The following is a 15,157-nucleotide window of genomic DNA, read 5'->3' as shown; positions in this document are numbered from 1 at the left end:
GCCGAACGGTGACCTCCGTACAGGCCCCCTCTCATCCCGCTTTCACCGAATGCTCATACCCTGGCGCCCATGACCCAGGTAACCCCTCCCGGCTGGTACCCCGACCCCGGCCAGACAACTGACGGCCCCCGTACCGAACGCTGGTGGGACGGGAGCGTATGGACGGATCAGGTCCGCGCGGTGGGTTCCGCCGCCGGGTGGGGCGGGCCCGCCCCGGCGGCTCCGCCGGCCTATCCGCCCGCGGCTCCGACCGGTGCGCCGCATGTCGCCCAGGGCGCGTACCCGAGCTATCCCTCCTATCCGGGGCAGCCCACCGCCCCTCGCCGCGGCCTCCGCATAGGCATAGCCGTGGGCGTGGCCATCGCGGTGCTCGCCGGGATAGGCGGCGGCGTCTACTTCCTGACCGCCGACGACGACGGCAGCGACAGCGCCTCCGAGCCCCCTTCCTCCACCGCTCCCTCGAAGCCCGGCGCACCTCAGGACCCCGAGCAGTCGCAGCCCCCCGGCCGCTCCGCGCCGCCGTCGGAGGAGGGGTACGCCACCGACCTCCTCAGCGGCATAAGCCTCCCTGTTCCAGACGGCTGGACCGGCGCGAGCGGCCAGGAGGGCGGCGCCTCGGTGACCACGGGTCCCTATCCCTGCCCCAGGGAAACCTCCAAGACCTGCACCCGCGGCGGCGCCTACTCCGGCCCCGCCAAGGGCTTCAAGGTCGACGCCAAGACGGCGGAGGCAGCCGCCAAAGCGGACATCGCCGTCAACGCCAAGGAGTCCTACGGCGGCAAGACCTACGGCAAGATCACCTCGCACAAGGAGCTGGAGTCCAAGGCGGTCACCGTGGCCGGACAGAAGGGCTACCTCGTGCGCTGGAAGGCCGTCACCGAGAAGAGCGACGACGGGTACGTCCAGTCGCTTGCCTTCCCCTCACCCACCGTGAAGTCCGAGCTGGTCATCGTCCGCTTCGGCATCGACGTCAACGACAAGTCCCCGAAGGTGTCCGTTATGGACGAGATCACCAAGGGGATCAAGGCCGCGGCGGGCGGCGGAGGCGGCAACGGCCAGGAGGTCTGAGAACTCTGAGGCGGCCTCGCCACGACTGCGACCGGAACGTCGGAGCCGGGCGGGCCGGAACCACGAGGGTTCCGGCCGCCCGGCCAAGGTCGGCCACGCCACCCCCGTCCCCACGGTGCGGCGCGGCGCAGGCAGATCGGGGTCCGTCATCCGTCGGACCCCGGTCCACGATCAGGTGGGTCCGGTCAGACCCAGTGCGGGCAGCACGCACGCCTCCACGAAGTCGGACAGGTACTCCTCGTCCGCGTGCTTGCCCTCCAGGACCGGGCGGGCCCGGACCACGCCCATGAGCTGAGCCGTGATGAACCGCGTGGCCGGATGGTCCGCCGCGATCTCGCCCCGGGCCACTCCCCGCGCGACCAGGTCGTCCAGCGCCCGGGTCTCCGGCTCGACCAGCGCCTCGCGCAGCGCGCTGCGCAGATCCTCGTCCTGCAGCACGGCATGGCTCAGCGCCTGGACCAGCATGCTGTCCCGGGTCGACCACTCCCCCGCGGCCCGCGCCGCCTCGCGCAGGTCACCGGCGAGCGTGCCGGTGTCGATGCCCGCGAAGCGCACGCAGCGGTTGGCGCGCAGTGCGGCCGCGACGAACTGGGGCTTCGTCTTCCACTGGCGGTAGAGGGTGGACTTGCTGCAGCGGGTCGTCGAGGCCACGCCTTCCATGGTCACGGCGTCGTACCCGCACTCGCGGAGCTGGTCGAGGACGGCGTCGTAGAACTCCTGCTCACGCTCGGGCGTGATCTTGGAGCGGCGCGACGAGCACGCGGGGTCCGCTGTCGCTGTATCTGGTGCCTGGTCCGGCGACGTCATGACTCTTCTCCTCGATGCGGCGGCTTCGACCGACCCTATCGATACGCCAGTGTACCGGTACGTCTCCGTATCGGTACACTGGCGTATCGGTACACTGGCGTATCGATGCGTGGGGCGCTCCCTCACTCACTACCCGCACCACCCAGTCATCACGTAAAGGGGCCGGGGGATGGAATCCCGAACCGAGCCTGCCGAAAGGGAACCGGACATAACCGTCCGGGAGCCGGACACATCTGCCCGACCGCCCCTCGTCCGCGAGCTCCTCCTCGTCGTAGGACTCTTTCTCGTCTACAAATTCGGCAGGCAGCTGGCCAACGGCCACACCGGTGAGGCCTTCCGCAACGCCCACCACGTGTGGGACGCCGAGCGCACCCTGCGCCTGCCGGGCGAAGGGGCCGTACAGGACGCGCTGCTCAGCAGCGACACCCTGGTGCACATCGCGAACACCTACTACGCGACCGCCCACTTCCCGGCCACCGCGCTGTTCCTGGTCTGGCTCTACCTGCGCAGGCCCCGGCACTACGTATGGAGCCGGCGGGTGCTCGCCGCGCTGACCGCGGCGGCCCTCGTGCTGCACCTGACCTTCCCTCTCGCACCGCCCCGGATGCTGGAGGCGGCGGGCCTCGTGGACACCGGGCAGGTGTACGGCCCCACGGTCTACGGCTCCACCCCGCAGACCGACACGATGGCGAACCAGTTCGCCGCGATGCCGTCCCTGCACTTCGGGTGGGCGCTGATGCTCGCCGTCGGACTCATCGCCGCGACCTCCTCGCGGTGGCGCTGGCTGTGGCTGCTGCATCCGCTGGTCACCCTGCTCGTGGTCGTCGGGACCGCCAATCACTACTGGCTCGACGCCATCGCGGTGACCGCACTGCTGGGCATCGCGCTCGCCGTGATCAAGCTGCCGCATCCCGCGCGCTCGTTCGTCGTACGACGCCACGCACCCGCCCGCGAACTGGCCGCCCCGGGGGTCCGCCGATGAACGCGACCCTCCTCGCCGTCGCGCTCTCACTCGTGTCGGCCGCCGCGTACGCCTCCGCCGCCGTGGCCCAGGAACGCCTCGCCGCCCGCATCGCGGGCACCGGCAACGGCTTCCTGCGGCTGCTCGGCAGCGGCGCGTGGTGGTCGTCCGTCGGGCTCAACGCATGCGCGGCGCTGCTGCACGTGGCGGCCCTGAAGTACGGCCCGCTCACCCTGGTCCAGCCGCTCGGCGCGCTCACCCTGGTGGCCGCCGTGCCGCTGGGCGCGCGGCTCGCGGGGCGGCGGGTCACCCCGCTGGAGTGGCGTGGCACGGGGCTCACGCTGATCGGCCTCGGCGCCCTGCTGCTCACGGCCTCCGGGCCCGCGCCCGACGACACGCTGACCCTGACGGAGGCGGTGGCCGTCGCGGCCCTCACGATGACCGTGATCGGCGCCCTGTCCCGCCCGGGCACACGGCCGGGACTGCGGCACGCGACGGCTTCCGGGTTCGCGTCGGGCGTCGCGTCCGCGCTCACCCAGACCGTGACGGTCGCCGCGACGGACCGCTCGGGTCCGCTGCTCAGCCCGCAGGTGATCGTCGTGGCGCTGCTCGTCGCCGCGTTCGCCGTGGGCGGTCTCTTCCTGTCCCAGACCGCGTACCGCGGGGGCCTCGGAGCGCCGCTTGCGGTCGTCACCCTGGCCAACCCGGTGGCCGCGGCCGTCATCGGCCTGACGCTGCTCGGGGAGCGCCTGCAAGGAGGCGTGGCCGGACTGTTCCTGGCGGCCGGGGGTGCGGCGATCGCGGCGTACGGAGTGGTGGTCCTGACGAGGTCACCGCGCGACGAGGCCTACGACAAGGCACCTTCGGAGCGGTCCTCGGAGCTGTCTTCGGAGGACTTCCTGCCGTCCATCCCAAGCCAGGCGGAGCCGGTCGCCATGCACCTGCCCTAGCCCGTAGGGGCGCGGGGAACTGCGCGACAAGCCCCCACACACCCGCAGACGAAAGAACAGAAACGGCATCGGCGCCCAAGATCCAGGGCGCCGATGCCGTTCCCGTCCCCGTGAGGAACAACCTCACCCGAAGCCGCGCGAGTCCTGCTTCAGGGCCGTGTCGACCGTCAGGGCCGTCGCCACGACGAGGCTCAGGAGCGGCTCGGGCAGCTGGTAGTGGATCTGCAGGACGTAGTTGTCCGCGGTCGTGAACATCGTCTTGGCGAGGCCTTCCCAGGTCTTCGTGATCCGGGCGACCTCGTTGTCCGCGTGGTCGACGATCGAGAAGTTCCAGGCGCGCCAGTTCTCGGCCTTGATCGCGCCGGCCTGCTGGCCGTTCACCATGATCGCGAAGTTGATCTTCCCGATCATGTTCTGCTGGACGATCTCACCGATCGGCTGGCCGTCGGCGCGCTCGACGATGACACGCGACTTCATGAACTTGCGGGGGCGGGTCAGCTGCATCACCGGCTGGCCGTACGCGTCACGGATCTCGAGCTTGTGCGTCATGAACTGGTCGATGCTGGAGACGAAGCGCGCGACCTTCTTCAGCGTGCTCTGGCCGACCTGGACGACCGAGCCGAGCGTGTTGCCCGCCTGGTCCATGACGCTGTACTCGTTCGTCAGCTCGATGAGCTTGGCCTTCTGGTTCACCACCAGGACCGGCTCGGTGAAGAGCGTGCCGCCGCCCTGGGCCGAGGGCGTGACGCCCGCCTGCTGCTGGACCTGACGCTGCACCTTGGCGGGGTCGGCCTGCGCGGCCGCCTGCTGCGGGTGACCGTACCCCTGCTGCGGAGCCTGCTGCTGGGGCTGCTGGACGAACTGCCCTTGCTGCTGCCCGTATTGAGCCTGCTGCTGACCCTGCGAGGCCTGGGCCTGCGCGGGCTGCTGGACCTCGGCGGGCTGCTGGGCCTGCTGCGGGACCTGCTGTGCCTGCGCGGGCTGGCCACCGGCCTGCTGGTTGGGGCTGGTGTGCTGGGTCCACTGGGAACCGTCCCACCAGCGCAGCAGCTGGAGCGCGCCCTGGGGGTCCGGATACCAGCCTGCAGGAGTGTTCGATTGCGTTGTCACCCGCGCACACTACCCCGCAGGCAGGGGCCGTCCGCCAGCCCTGCGCGGCCCCTGTGACGACGGCCTCACCGTGGCGCGTTCTCGACGCTGACCTCGACCCTCAGCGGAGTGTCGGCCTCCGCCAGTTCGACCGCCCCGACCCGCCCCGCGGCCCGGACGTCCGCCTGCGCGAGGGCGAAGCGGTCCAGGCTCGCGCGCGGGCCGAAAACCACCACTCGGGCCACCTCCGCCCGCATGGAGAGCCGCGCCTCCGACTTCGCCTTGCGGACCGCGGCGATGACCTCCGAGGCCGTCGCCAGGACGGAGGCGTCCGCTCCGGCGGGGACCCGCGGGGTCGGCCACGCCGCACGGTGCACCGAGCCCGTGGCGTACCAGGACCACACCTCCTCCGTCACGAAGGGAAGGACCGGCGCGAACAGCCGCAGCAGCGCGTCCAGGACCGCCCGCAGCGTCACGCGCGCCGACTCCGTCCCCGCGCCCTCCCCCTGGTCGCCGTACGCCCGCGCCTTGACCAGCTCCACGTAGTCGTCGCAGAAGCGCCAGAAGAACCGCTCCGTACGTTCCAACGCCCGCGCGTAGTCGAAGTCGTCGAAGGCGGCGGTCGCCTCCTCGACGGTCGCGGCGAGTTCGGCGAGCACCGCCAGGTCCAGCGGCTCGGTGACCGCGGCGAGGTCCGGTCCGTCCGCCGCACCGAGGCTCAGGACGAACTTGCCGATGTTCAGGAGCTTCGTCGCCAGGCGGCGGCCGACCTTCATCTGGCCGACGTCGAACGCCGTGTCCGTGCCGGGCCGCCCGCTCGCCGCCCAGTAGCGGACCGCGTCCGAGCCGTGCTTCACGAGCAGGTCCCCGGGCGTGACCACGTTCGACTTGGTCTTCGACATCTTCTTGCGATCAGGGTCGAGGATCCAGCCGGAGATCGCGGCATGACGCCACGGCAGCTCCCCCTGCTCGGCGTGCGCCCGCACCACCGTCGAGAACAGCCAGGTACGGATGATCTCGTGCGCCTGCGGCCGGACGTCCATGGGGAAGACCCGCGCGAACAGATCCGGGTCCGAGCGCCAGCCGCCCGCGATCTGCGGGGTGAGCGAGGAGGTGGCCCAGGTGTCCATGACGTCCGGGTCGCCGATGAAGCCGTGCGGCACGCCGCGCCGGGTCTCCTCGTATCCGGGCGGTGCCTCCGCGCTCGGATCGACGGGCAGGGCGGACGCGGCCGGGACGATCGGGTGGCCGTAGTCCGGCTCGCCGTGGCCGTCCAGCGGGTACCAGACCGGGATCGGGACGCCGAAGAAGCGCTGCCTGCTGACCAGCCAGTCGCCGTTGAGACCGCCGACCCAGTTCTCGTAGCGCACCCGCATGTGCGGCGGATGCCACGCCAACTCGCTCCCGCGCGCCATGAGTTCCTCCCGCAGCGCCTCGTCGCGGCCGCCGTTGCGCAGGTACCACTGCCGGGTGGTGACGATCTCCAGGGGCCGGTCGCCCTTCTCGTAGAACTTCACGGCGTGGGTGACGGGCCGCGGCTCGCCCTCCAGTTCACCGCTCGCCCGCAGCAGCTCCACGATCCGCTCCCGCGCCGTGTGCGCCGTGGCGCCCGCCAGCTTCGCGTACGCCGCGACGGCAGCCGCCGACTCGACCCCGCTCGGCGGCCGCGCGAGGAAGCGGCCGTCCCAGCCGATCACCGGGCGCGTGGCGAGCCGCAGCTCGCGCCACCAGGTGACGTCGGCCGTGTCGCCGAACGTGCAGATCATCGCGATGCCCGTGCCCTTGTCCGGGACCGCGGCGCGGTGGGCCACGACGGGCACCTCGACGCCGAAGAGCGGCGTGCGGACCGTCGCGCCGACCAGCTGCCGGTGGCGTTCGTCGTCCGGGTGCACGACCAGCGCGACGCAGGCCGGGAGCAGTTCGGGCCGGGTCGTGTCGATCGCGACCGGCAGGCCGTCCGGCCCGTGGAAGGTGAGCCGGTGGTAGGCGCCCGGCCGCTCCCTGTCCTCCAGTTCGGCCTGGGCCACGGCCGTGCGGTAGGTGATGTCCCACAGCGTGGGCGCCTCGGCGATGTAGGCCTCGCCACGCGCCAGGTTGTTGAGGAACGCGAGCTGCGCGGTGGCACGTGCTTCGGTGCCGATCGTCCGGTACGTGCGCGACCAGTCGACGGACAGGCCCAGCAGCCGCCACAGTTCCTCGAAGGCCTTCTCGTCCTCGACCGTGAGGCGCTCGCACAGTTCGATGAAGTTCCGCCGGGAGACGGGCAGTTGACCCTTCGCATGACCCTTCGCATGACCCTTCGCAGATTCCGGTGGCCGGAACGACGGGTCGTACGGCAGGGCGGGATCGCACCGCACGCCGAAGTGGATCTGGACGCGGCGCTCGGTGGGCAGGCCGTTGTCGTCCCAGCCCATCGGGTAGAAGACTTCCTTGCCGCGCATGCGCTGATAGCGGGCGACGGTGTCGGTGTGCGTGTACGAGAAGACGTGTCCGACGTGCAGGGAGCCGCTGACCGTGGGCGGCGGCGTGTCGACGGAGAAGACCTCCTCACGCGTCCTGGAGCGGTCGAAGGTGTATACGCCCGACTCGTCCCATCGCCGCGACCACTTCTCTTCGAGCCCGTCGAGAACAGGCTTGTCGGGGGCGCCGTCCGCGCTGGTGCGATGGGGGAAGGTCATGCCTCCGCATGCTAGGCGCGGGCGGGACGCGCCGGCCTCCTGTTTTCGGCAGCCTCCAGGGCGTGGGGCCGCCGCCGGAGATCCGGCTCCGGCGGCGGCCCCGCTCCGTGCCCCGCGCCTAGGCGGAGACGATCGCCGGGTCGCTGACCCCGGCCCGGCCGTTCTCCACGTGTCCGGCGAAGCGCCGCAGGAAGGTGGCGTCCGCGTCGGACTTCACCGTCACGTCGTACCAGCGCTTGCTCGTCCGCAGGTCGACGGTGTGCTCGACGGTGCCGCCCGCCTTCACCTTGAACGTCTGGGCCGCGCCGCCGTAGGAGTTGGCGACGCTGAGGTTCACGTCGACGCCGCCCGCGTTCCTCAGCGTCAGCTTGAGGTTGCCGGTGGCCTTGTCGTGGCGTGCGGTGACCTCCGGGCCCGCCTTCTTGCCGGGCCCCTTGAAGACGCGCAGGAAACCGTTCGGGCCGAACACCGACAGGTCGTACGCACCCTTCGAGTACGCCGTGTTCCAGGTGTCGGAGAGCTTCTTGCCGGCCCCCGTGGTGTACGTCCAGGGCCCGTCCGTGCGGTTGTTGGAGCGCACGTGGAAGCAGACGCCCGCCGCGTCACCGCCGCCGAAGGTCAGCGTGAACTTGCCGTCGGCGGGCGTTCCCGCTCCGTCCACCAGCGGGGCGTACGGCAGCGGGCGCGCGGGCCGGGAGCCGGTCTCCTGCTTGGGCAGGTTCGCCTTCGCGGGGGCCTTGGGCACGTAGTCGGGGTGGCGCTCGTTGTCCGGCGGCTCGTAGGCGTCGGTGTCCGGCAGCTTCGCGGGGTCGGTGTCCTTGCCCGCGAAGTCGAAGGCGGAGGTGAGGTCGCCGCAGATGGCGCGCCGCCACGGCGAGATGTTGGGCTCCTGCACGCCGAAACGCTTCTCCATGAACCGGATGATCGACGTGTGGTCGAAGACCTCGGAGTTCACGTAGCCGCCGGTGCTCCACGGCGAGACGACGATCATCGGGACGCGCTGGCCCAGGCCGTAGTGTCCTGCGGCGTACTGCGCGTTGCCCGGGAAGTAGTCGAGTGCCGTGTCGACGGTGGACTTGCCCTGGCCCGCGTCCTTGGGGACGTACGGCGGGACGACGTGGTCGAAGTAGCCGTCGTTCTCGTCGTACGTGATGAACAGCGCCGTCTTGGCCCACACCTCGGGGTTGGAGGTGAGGGCGTCCAGGACCTGCGCGATGTACCAGGCGCCGAAGTTCACCGGCCAGTTGGGGTGTTCGGTGAAGGCCTCGGGCGCGGCGATGTAGGAGACCTGCGGGAGCTTGTCGGCCTTGACGTCGGCCTTGAGGAGGTCGAAGTAGCCGTCGCCCGCCTTGACGTTCGTGCCGGTGCGCGCCTTGTCGTAGAGGGGGTCGCCGGGCTTGGCGTTGCGGTACTTGTTGAAGTAGAGCAGCGAGTTGTCGCCGTAGTTCCCGCGGTAGGCGTCGTCTATCCAGCCCCAGTGCCCGGCCGCGTCCAGGCCGTCGCCGATGTCCTGGTAGACCTTCCAGGAGACCCCGGCCTGCTCCAGGCGCTCGGCGTACGTCGTCCAGTCGTAGCCCAACTCCTGGTTGCCGAGGACCGGGCCGCCGCCCTTGCCGTCGTTGCCGACGTGGCCCGTCAGCATGTAGTAGCGGTTGGGGTCGGTGGCCCCCATGAACGAACAGTGGTAGTCGTCGCAGACGGTGAACGCGTCGGCGAGGGCGTAGTGGAACGGGATGTCGTCGCGTGTCAGGTAGGCCATCGTCCGCTCGGACTTGGCGGCGATCCAGTTGTCGTACCTGCCGTTGCCGAAGGCGCTGTGGCCACCGGCCCAGTCGTGGTCGAGGCCCGCGATGAACTGCATGCCGAGGTCCTCGGCGTCCGGGTGGAAGGGCAGCACCTCTTTGCCGCCGCCGGACTGGTTCCAGACGGGCTTTCCGCTGGGCAGGGTCACCGGACGCGGGTCGCCGAAGCCGCGTACGCCCTTCATCGTGCCGAAGTAGTGGTCGAAGGACCGGTTCTCCTGCATCAGGACGACGACGTGCTCGACGTCCTCGATGGAGCCTGAGCGGCGCTGGGCGGGCAGGGCGGCGGCGCGGGCGATGCTCTGCGAGAGCGTCGCGAAGGCTGCGGTGCCGCCGGCGAGTTGCATGAACCGGCGCCGATTGAGTTCTGGCATGAGTGGATTCGACCTCGTCATATGGGGTGTGGGGGACGTGAGCGGGTGCAGTGTGTCAAGGGGAGCAAGGATCAGGGAAGGGGCCGTGACCTGGATGTGAAGAGAAGTCCAACCCTTGGTGGGTGGGACACAAGTCCCGACCCTATGGGGCCTAAAGTCCCGTATTTGACATATGTGAACCGACATGCCTGACTTGGCCCTGCACCGCTCGATGGTGCGTTCTTCCGTGTCCCGCGATCGCTTGGAGGTGTTCGGGATGAGTCCCGAAGGAAGTCCTCGCGTCAGCGCCACGTCTCTCTGAAGCGCACTGCTCACTGAAGCGACAGCGCTTCCCGGCTGAGGCGCCGTTGCGCCTCGCCCCTCTTTTCCGTCATCACACGGTCATGCACCCGCGGCCCTGCGCCGCGGTCATGCGCCGTGCCCGCCGACGGCACCACCCATCACCCCTACGACCCCTGTGCACGGGCGTGCTTCGCCATGCCCCCGCACGGAGGGAGGTCTGCCATGAACAAGCTGATTCCCCAGGTACGCCCGGCGACGCCGGGCGAGAACCCCGTGAACAACCGCGAGCGCAAGGCCGCCGAGCTGGACGCCCGCACCCGCGAAGTCGGCCTACGACTGGCTGAGTTGAGCGCGAAGCCCGCCCACGACGTCTTGCGGGACCTCGGCACGGACAGCCGTGGACTGCGCCAGGACCAGGTCCTCGAGCGCCTGGAGCGGCACGGCGAGAACGTCGTCGCCCAGGAGCGCGCGCCGCACTGGACTTCGCAGCTCGCCAAGTCCTTCCGCAACCCCTTCATCGGCGTCCTGGTCGTGCTCGCCGCGGTCATGTACTGGCAGGACCCGGCCGACCCCGGCGTCTGGATCCTCACCTCGATGGTGCTGATCAGCGGACTGCTGCGGTTCTGGCAGGAGTTCCGCTCGACCCGCTCGGCCGAGGCGCTCAAAGCGCTGGTCACCACCTCCTGCGCGGTCCGGCGCCGGTGGAGCGAGCACCCCGCGACCGAAGAGATCCCCATGGAGCAGGTCGTCCCCGGCGACCTCGTGCGGCTCGCCGCCGGTGACATGGTCCCGGCCGACCTGCGGCTGCTCACGGCCAAGGACCTGATGGTCAGCCAGGCCGCCCTGTCGGGCGAGTCGCTGCCGGCCGCCAAGGCGGACACGCGCTCCCCCGACCTCGGCCAGCGCGCCACCACCGACCCCGTCGAGGCCGACAACCTCTGCCTGATGGGTACGTCGGTGACCTCGGGCACGGCCACCGGAGTGGCCGTCGCCACCGGCGCGGACACCTACTTCGGCTCGATGGCGGGCGCCCTGGTCGGCGACCGCCCGCAGACCGCCTTCGACCTCGGGGTGCGGCGGGTCAGCTTCCTGCTCATCCGCTTCATGCTGGTGATGGTCCCGATCGTCTTCGCCGTCAACGGCTTCACCAAGGGCGACTGGGACCAGGCGCTGCTGTTCTCCGTCTCCGTGGCGGTCGGGCTCACGCCCGAGATGCTGCCGATGGTGGTCTCGGCGAACCTGGCGCGCGGCGCGGTCGCGATGTCGCAGCACAAGGTCGTCGTCAAGCAGCTCAACGCGATCCAGAACCTGGGCGCGATGGACGTGCTGTGCACCGACAAGACGGGCACGCTCACCGAGGACCGCATCGTCCTCGACCGCTACCTCGACGCACACGGTCACGAGGACCGCGAGGTGCTCGAATACGCCTACCTCAACGCGCACTTCCAGACGGGCCTGCGGGGCCTCATGGACCAGGCGGTCGTCGACCGCGTCGACGAGGCCGAGGAGGTTGTCGTCGACCGGCTCTTCACGATGGTCGACGAGATCCCCTTCGACTTCGCCCGACGGCGGATGTCCGTCGTGCTGCGCCGCGACGAACTGTCCGGACCGGCCGACGAGCACACGATCGTCACCAAAGGAGCGGTGGAGGAGGTCGTCGAGCTCTGCGCCCACGTCATGGACCGCGGCGAGCGCGTCGAGCTCACGGACCAACTGCGCGCCCAGGTCAGGCACATCAGTGAGCGCCACAACCGTGAGGGCCTGCGGGTCCTTGCGGTCGCGACGCGCGGCGTGCCCGCCGATCGCGACACCTACACGGCGGCGGACGAGTCGGACCTGGCCCTGGTCGGATTCCTGGCGTTCCTCGACCCGCCGAAGCAGGACGCGGCCGAGGCCCTGCGCGCGCTCGCCGAGAACGGCGTCGCGGTCAAGGTCGTCACCGGCGACAACGAACTGGTCGCCGCGCGGGTCTGCGCGGACGTCGGCCTCGACGTCAGCGAGCTGATCACGGGCGCCACGATCGACCTGGTCGACGACGCCGAACTGATGCGCCTCGCGCGTACGACGACGGTGTTCGCGAAGGTCAACCCGGTCCAGAAGGCACGGATCGTACGGGCCCTGAAGGCCGACGGGCACACGGTCGGCTTCCTCGGGGACGGCATCAACGACGCGGCGGCGCTGCGCGAGGCCGACGTGGGCGTCTCCGTGGACACGGCCGTCGACATCGCCAAGGAGTCCGCCGACATCATTCTCCTGGAGAAGGACCTGATGGTCCTGGAACAGGGCGTGCTGACGGGACGTCAGACCTTTGGCAACACCATCAAGTACATCAAGATGACGGCGTCGTCGAACTTCGGCAACGTCTTCTCGGTCCTGGTCGCGTCGGCGTTCCTCCCCTTCCAGCCGATGCTCGCCATCCACCTCCTGGTGCAGAACCTCTGCTACGACATCAGCCAGCTGTCGATCCCCTGGGACCGGATGGACAAGGAGTACCTGCGCGAGCCGCGCACCTGGGACGCGAAGGGCATCGGCCGGTTCATGATCCGGGTCGGTCCCATCAGCTCGGTCTTCGACATCACCACGTTCCTGGTGATGTGGTACGTCTTCCAGGCGAACTCGCCCGCGCAGCAGACCCTCTTCCAGACGGGCTGGTTCGTGGAGGGTCTGCTGTCGCAGACGCTGATCGTGCACATGATCCGCACGCGCCGGATCCCGTTCGTCCAGTCGCGCGCGTCACTGCCGGTGCTCCTGATGACGGGCGCGGTGATGGTCCTCGGCCTGTGGCTGCCGTTCTCGCCGCTGGCTTCGGCCCTGTCGATGGGGCCGCTGCCGATGAGCTACTTCCCGTGGCTGATCGGGACGCTGCTCGCGTACTGCACGCTCACCCAGGTGGTGAAGGGCTTGTACATCCGGCGCTACGGCAGCTGGCTCTGACACCGCCGTGACGCTGACCGGCGCGACGCCGTCAGCTCGTGAGGACGACGAGTTGCTGCGTCGCGCGGGTCATCGCCACATAGCGGTCGACCGCTCCTTCGATCCCGTCCCCGAAGGTCTCGGGGTCGATGAGCACGACCAGGTCGAACTCGAGTCCCTTCGACAGCTCCGGGGTCAGTGACCGGACACGGGACGTCGCCGCGAAGGCGGGATCGCCGATGACACAGGCGATCCCGTCCGTGTGCGCGGCCAGCCAGGTGTCGAGGACCGAGTCCAGGTCCGCGACAAAACCGTGGACGACGGGGACACCGCTGCTGCGGATGGAGGTCGGCACGTTGGCGTCCGGGAGCGCGGCCCGGATGACCGGCTCGGCCTCCGTCATGACCTCCTGTGGCGTCCGGTAGTTGACGCTCAGGGACTCCACGCCGACGCGGTCGAGCCCGATCCGCTCGAGACGTTCCTGCCACGACTCCGTGAACCCGTGCCTGGCCTGCGCGCGGTCCCCGACGATGGTGAAGCTGCGGGACGGGCATCGCAGCAGCAGCATCTGCCACTCCGCGTCCGTCAGTTCCTGGGCCTCGTCCACGACGACGTGCGCGAACGGCCCCGCGAGCCGGTCCGGGTCGGCGGGCGGCAGCTCGGACTCGTCGACCAGGCTGACCTGGGCGTCCTGACCGCGCAACATCCGCACCAGGCCCACACCGTCGTCCCCGTCGGCGCCGGAGGCGGACGCGGCGTCGATCAGGTTGTCGACGACCTGCGTCATCTGCTCGCGCTGGGCGGCGAGGACGGCCTCGTGGCGGCGCTTCTGCCGGGCCGCCTCCGGGTCGCCGAGCCGCTGGCGTGCCGCGTCCAGGAGCGGCAGGTCGCAGACCGTCCAGGCCTGGGGCGCCTCCTTGCGCATGAGCGTGCGCACCTCGTCCCGGTCGAGCCAGGGCGCGCACATCCGCAGATAGGCGGAGTTCGACCACAGGTCTCCGACGAGGTCCGCCGCTTCGAGCAGCGGCCAGGCCTGGTGCAGGGTGGTGACCAGCTCCTCGTCGTGCCGCAGCGACTTCTCGAAGAGCTCGCCGGGAACGTCGCCGTCGAGCTTGTCCAGGAGGATCGCGACGAGCTCCTCCCACACCAGCTCGCGCGCCTCGTTGTGCGGGGTGCCGTGGCCCGCCGCGCCGAACGCCTCGGCCCAGTCGTCGGCGCTCAGCCGGACGTCGGCCCAGTCGGTCGAGACCGTCATCCCCTTGGTCGGCGGCTCCTCGTAGAACCTGACGGCCTTCTCGATCGCCTTGACCATGTCCGCGGACGACTTCAGGCGGGCCACTTCGGGGTCGGTCTCGGGCCGCGCCGCCGCTCCCTCGGTGACGAGGTCCTGAAGGATGCAGGTCTGCACGCCCTCCTCGCCGAGGCTGGGCAGGACGTCGGCGACGTAGTTCAGGTAGGGCCGGTGCGGGCCGACGAAGAGCACGCCGCCCCTGCTGTGACCGAGGCGCGGGTCGGAGTAGAGGAGGTAGGCGGAGCGGTGCAGGGCGACCACGGTCTTGCCCGTGCCCGGGCCGCCGTCGACGACGAGGGCGCCGCGGGACCCCGCGCGGATGATGGCGTCCTGGTCGGACTGGATGGTGGAGAGCACGTCCCGCATCCGGGCCGACCGGTTGCTGCCCAGGCTGGCGATGAAGGCGGACTGGTCGTCGAGGGCCGCGTGCCCTTCGAGCCCGTCGGCGGTGAACACCTCGTCCCAGTAGTCGCTGATCCGGCCGTCGGTCCAGCGATACCTGCGGCGGCTCGCGAGACCCATCGGGTCGGCGTGGGTCGCCGCGAAGAACGGCTCGGCCGCGGGGGCGCGCCAGTCGAGCAGCAGCCGACGGCCCTCGCTGTCGGTGAGACCGAGCCGTCCGATGTACACCGGCTGGGAGTCGTCCGCGCCGACGATGTGTCCCAGGCACAGGTCGAGCCCGAAGCGGTTCAGGGCGCTCAGGCGACCGGTCAGGCGGTGGATCTCCAGATCCCGGTCCATCGCGTCGCGGCCCATGCCGCCGGGCGCCTTGCGCAGGACGTCGAGACGGTGGGACACCTCGGCGATGGTCTGCTCGAGGGTCTGGGCGATCGCCGCGAAGTGCTTCTCGTCACCGGCGATCAGCGTGGGGTCGGCCTTGGGGGCGAGATGGGCAGGAAGGTCGAACGCAGACAGCAACGCAGGCACTTGGTGAATCTCCCG

General features: G+C 70.4%; 9 protein-coding genes. 4 read left to right on the top strand and 5 right to left on the bottom strand.

All coding sequences use genetic code 11. From position 1 onward, the window contains the following. Positions 1–69: 69 nt before the first annotated feature. Complete coding sequence (locus tag ACZ6ZP_RS10095; RefSeq protein ID WP_351160964.1) at positions 70–1,068, top strand: DUF2510 domain-containing protein; 999 nt, start codon at positions 70–72, stop codon at positions 1,066–1,068. Positions 1,069–1,239: 171 nt separating this feature from the next. On the opposite strand, the gene ACZ6ZP_RS10090 is transcribed toward ACZ6ZP_RS10095, so the two are convergent. Next, positions 1,240–1,875, bottom strand: a complete 636-nt coding sequence (locus ACZ6ZP_RS10090; protein WP_351160961.1) for a TetR/AcrR family transcriptional regulator — start codon at positions 1,873–1,875, stop codon at positions 1,240–1,242. Between the two features lie 169 nt (positions 1,876–2,044). On the opposite strand from ACZ6ZP_RS10090, the gene ACZ6ZP_RS10085 reads away from it, so the two are divergent. Together ACZ6ZP_RS10085 and ACZ6ZP_RS10080 are read left to right on the top strand one after the other, a co-directional pair. Next, complete coding sequence (locus ACZ6ZP_RS10085; RefSeq protein WP_469406297.1) at positions 2,045–2,857, top strand: phosphatase PAP2 family protein; 813 nt, start codon at positions 2,045–2,047, stop codon at positions 2,855–2,857. Then, on the top strand, positions 2,854–3,786 hold the full coding sequence (locus ACZ6ZP_RS10080; RefSeq protein ID WP_351160957.1) for a DMT family transporter: 933 nt from the start codon (positions 2,854–2,856) through the stop codon (positions 3,784–3,786). Before ACZ6ZP_RS10085 ends, ACZ6ZP_RS10080 begins: the two co-directional genes overlap by 4 nt. 123 nt (positions 3,787–3,909) lie before the next feature. Here the strand turns inward: ACZ6ZP_RS10080 and ACZ6ZP_RS10075 are convergent, their stop codons facing one another. From ACZ6ZP_RS10075 to ACZ6ZP_RS10065, 3 genes are all read right to left on the bottom strand, one after another. After that, complete coding sequence (locus ACZ6ZP_RS10075) at positions 3,910–4,896, bottom strand: LURP-one-related family protein (protein WP_383823142.1); 987 nt, start codon at positions 4,894–4,896, stop codon at positions 3,910–3,912. Positions 4,897–4,961: 65 nt separating this feature from the next. Next, positions 4,962–7,553 (bottom strand): valine--tRNA ligase, encoded by a 2,592-nt coding sequence (gene valS, locus ACZ6ZP_RS10070; protein WP_469406295.1) that lies wholly within the window; start codon positions 7,551–7,553, stop codon positions 4,962–4,964. A gap of 118 nt (positions 7,554–7,671) precedes the next feature. Further along, complete coding sequence (locus tag ACZ6ZP_RS10065) at positions 7,672–9,729, bottom strand: phosphocholine-specific phospholipase C (RefSeq protein ID WP_469406294.1); 2,058 nt, start codon at positions 9,727–9,729, stop codon at positions 7,672–7,674. Between the two features lie 504 nt (positions 9,730–10,233). Here ACZ6ZP_RS10065 and mgtA point away from each other — a divergent pair. After that, a complete protein-coding gene (mgtA, locus tag ACZ6ZP_RS10060) occupies positions 10,234–12,945 on the top strand; it encodes a magnesium-translocating P-type ATPase (protein ID WP_469406292.1) in 2,712 nt (903 codons plus the stop codon). A 31-nt stretch (positions 12,946–12,976) separates the two neighbouring features. Here mgtA and helR read toward each other — a convergent pair whose 3' ends face one another. Beyond that, complete coding sequence (gene helR / locus ACZ6ZP_RS10055; RefSeq protein ID WP_361461591.1) at positions 12,977–15,142, bottom strand: RNA polymerase recycling motor ATPase HelR; 2,166 nt, start codon at positions 15,140–15,142, stop codon at positions 12,977–12,979. Positions 15,143–15,157: the final 15 nt, after the last annotated feature.

The sequence above is a fragment of the Streptomyces sp. NPDC054047 genome (genome assembly GCF_055585065.1).
The sequence above is the reverse complement of the archived record's forward strand: the minus strand, read 5'-3'. Positions and strand labels throughout refer to the sequence as shown.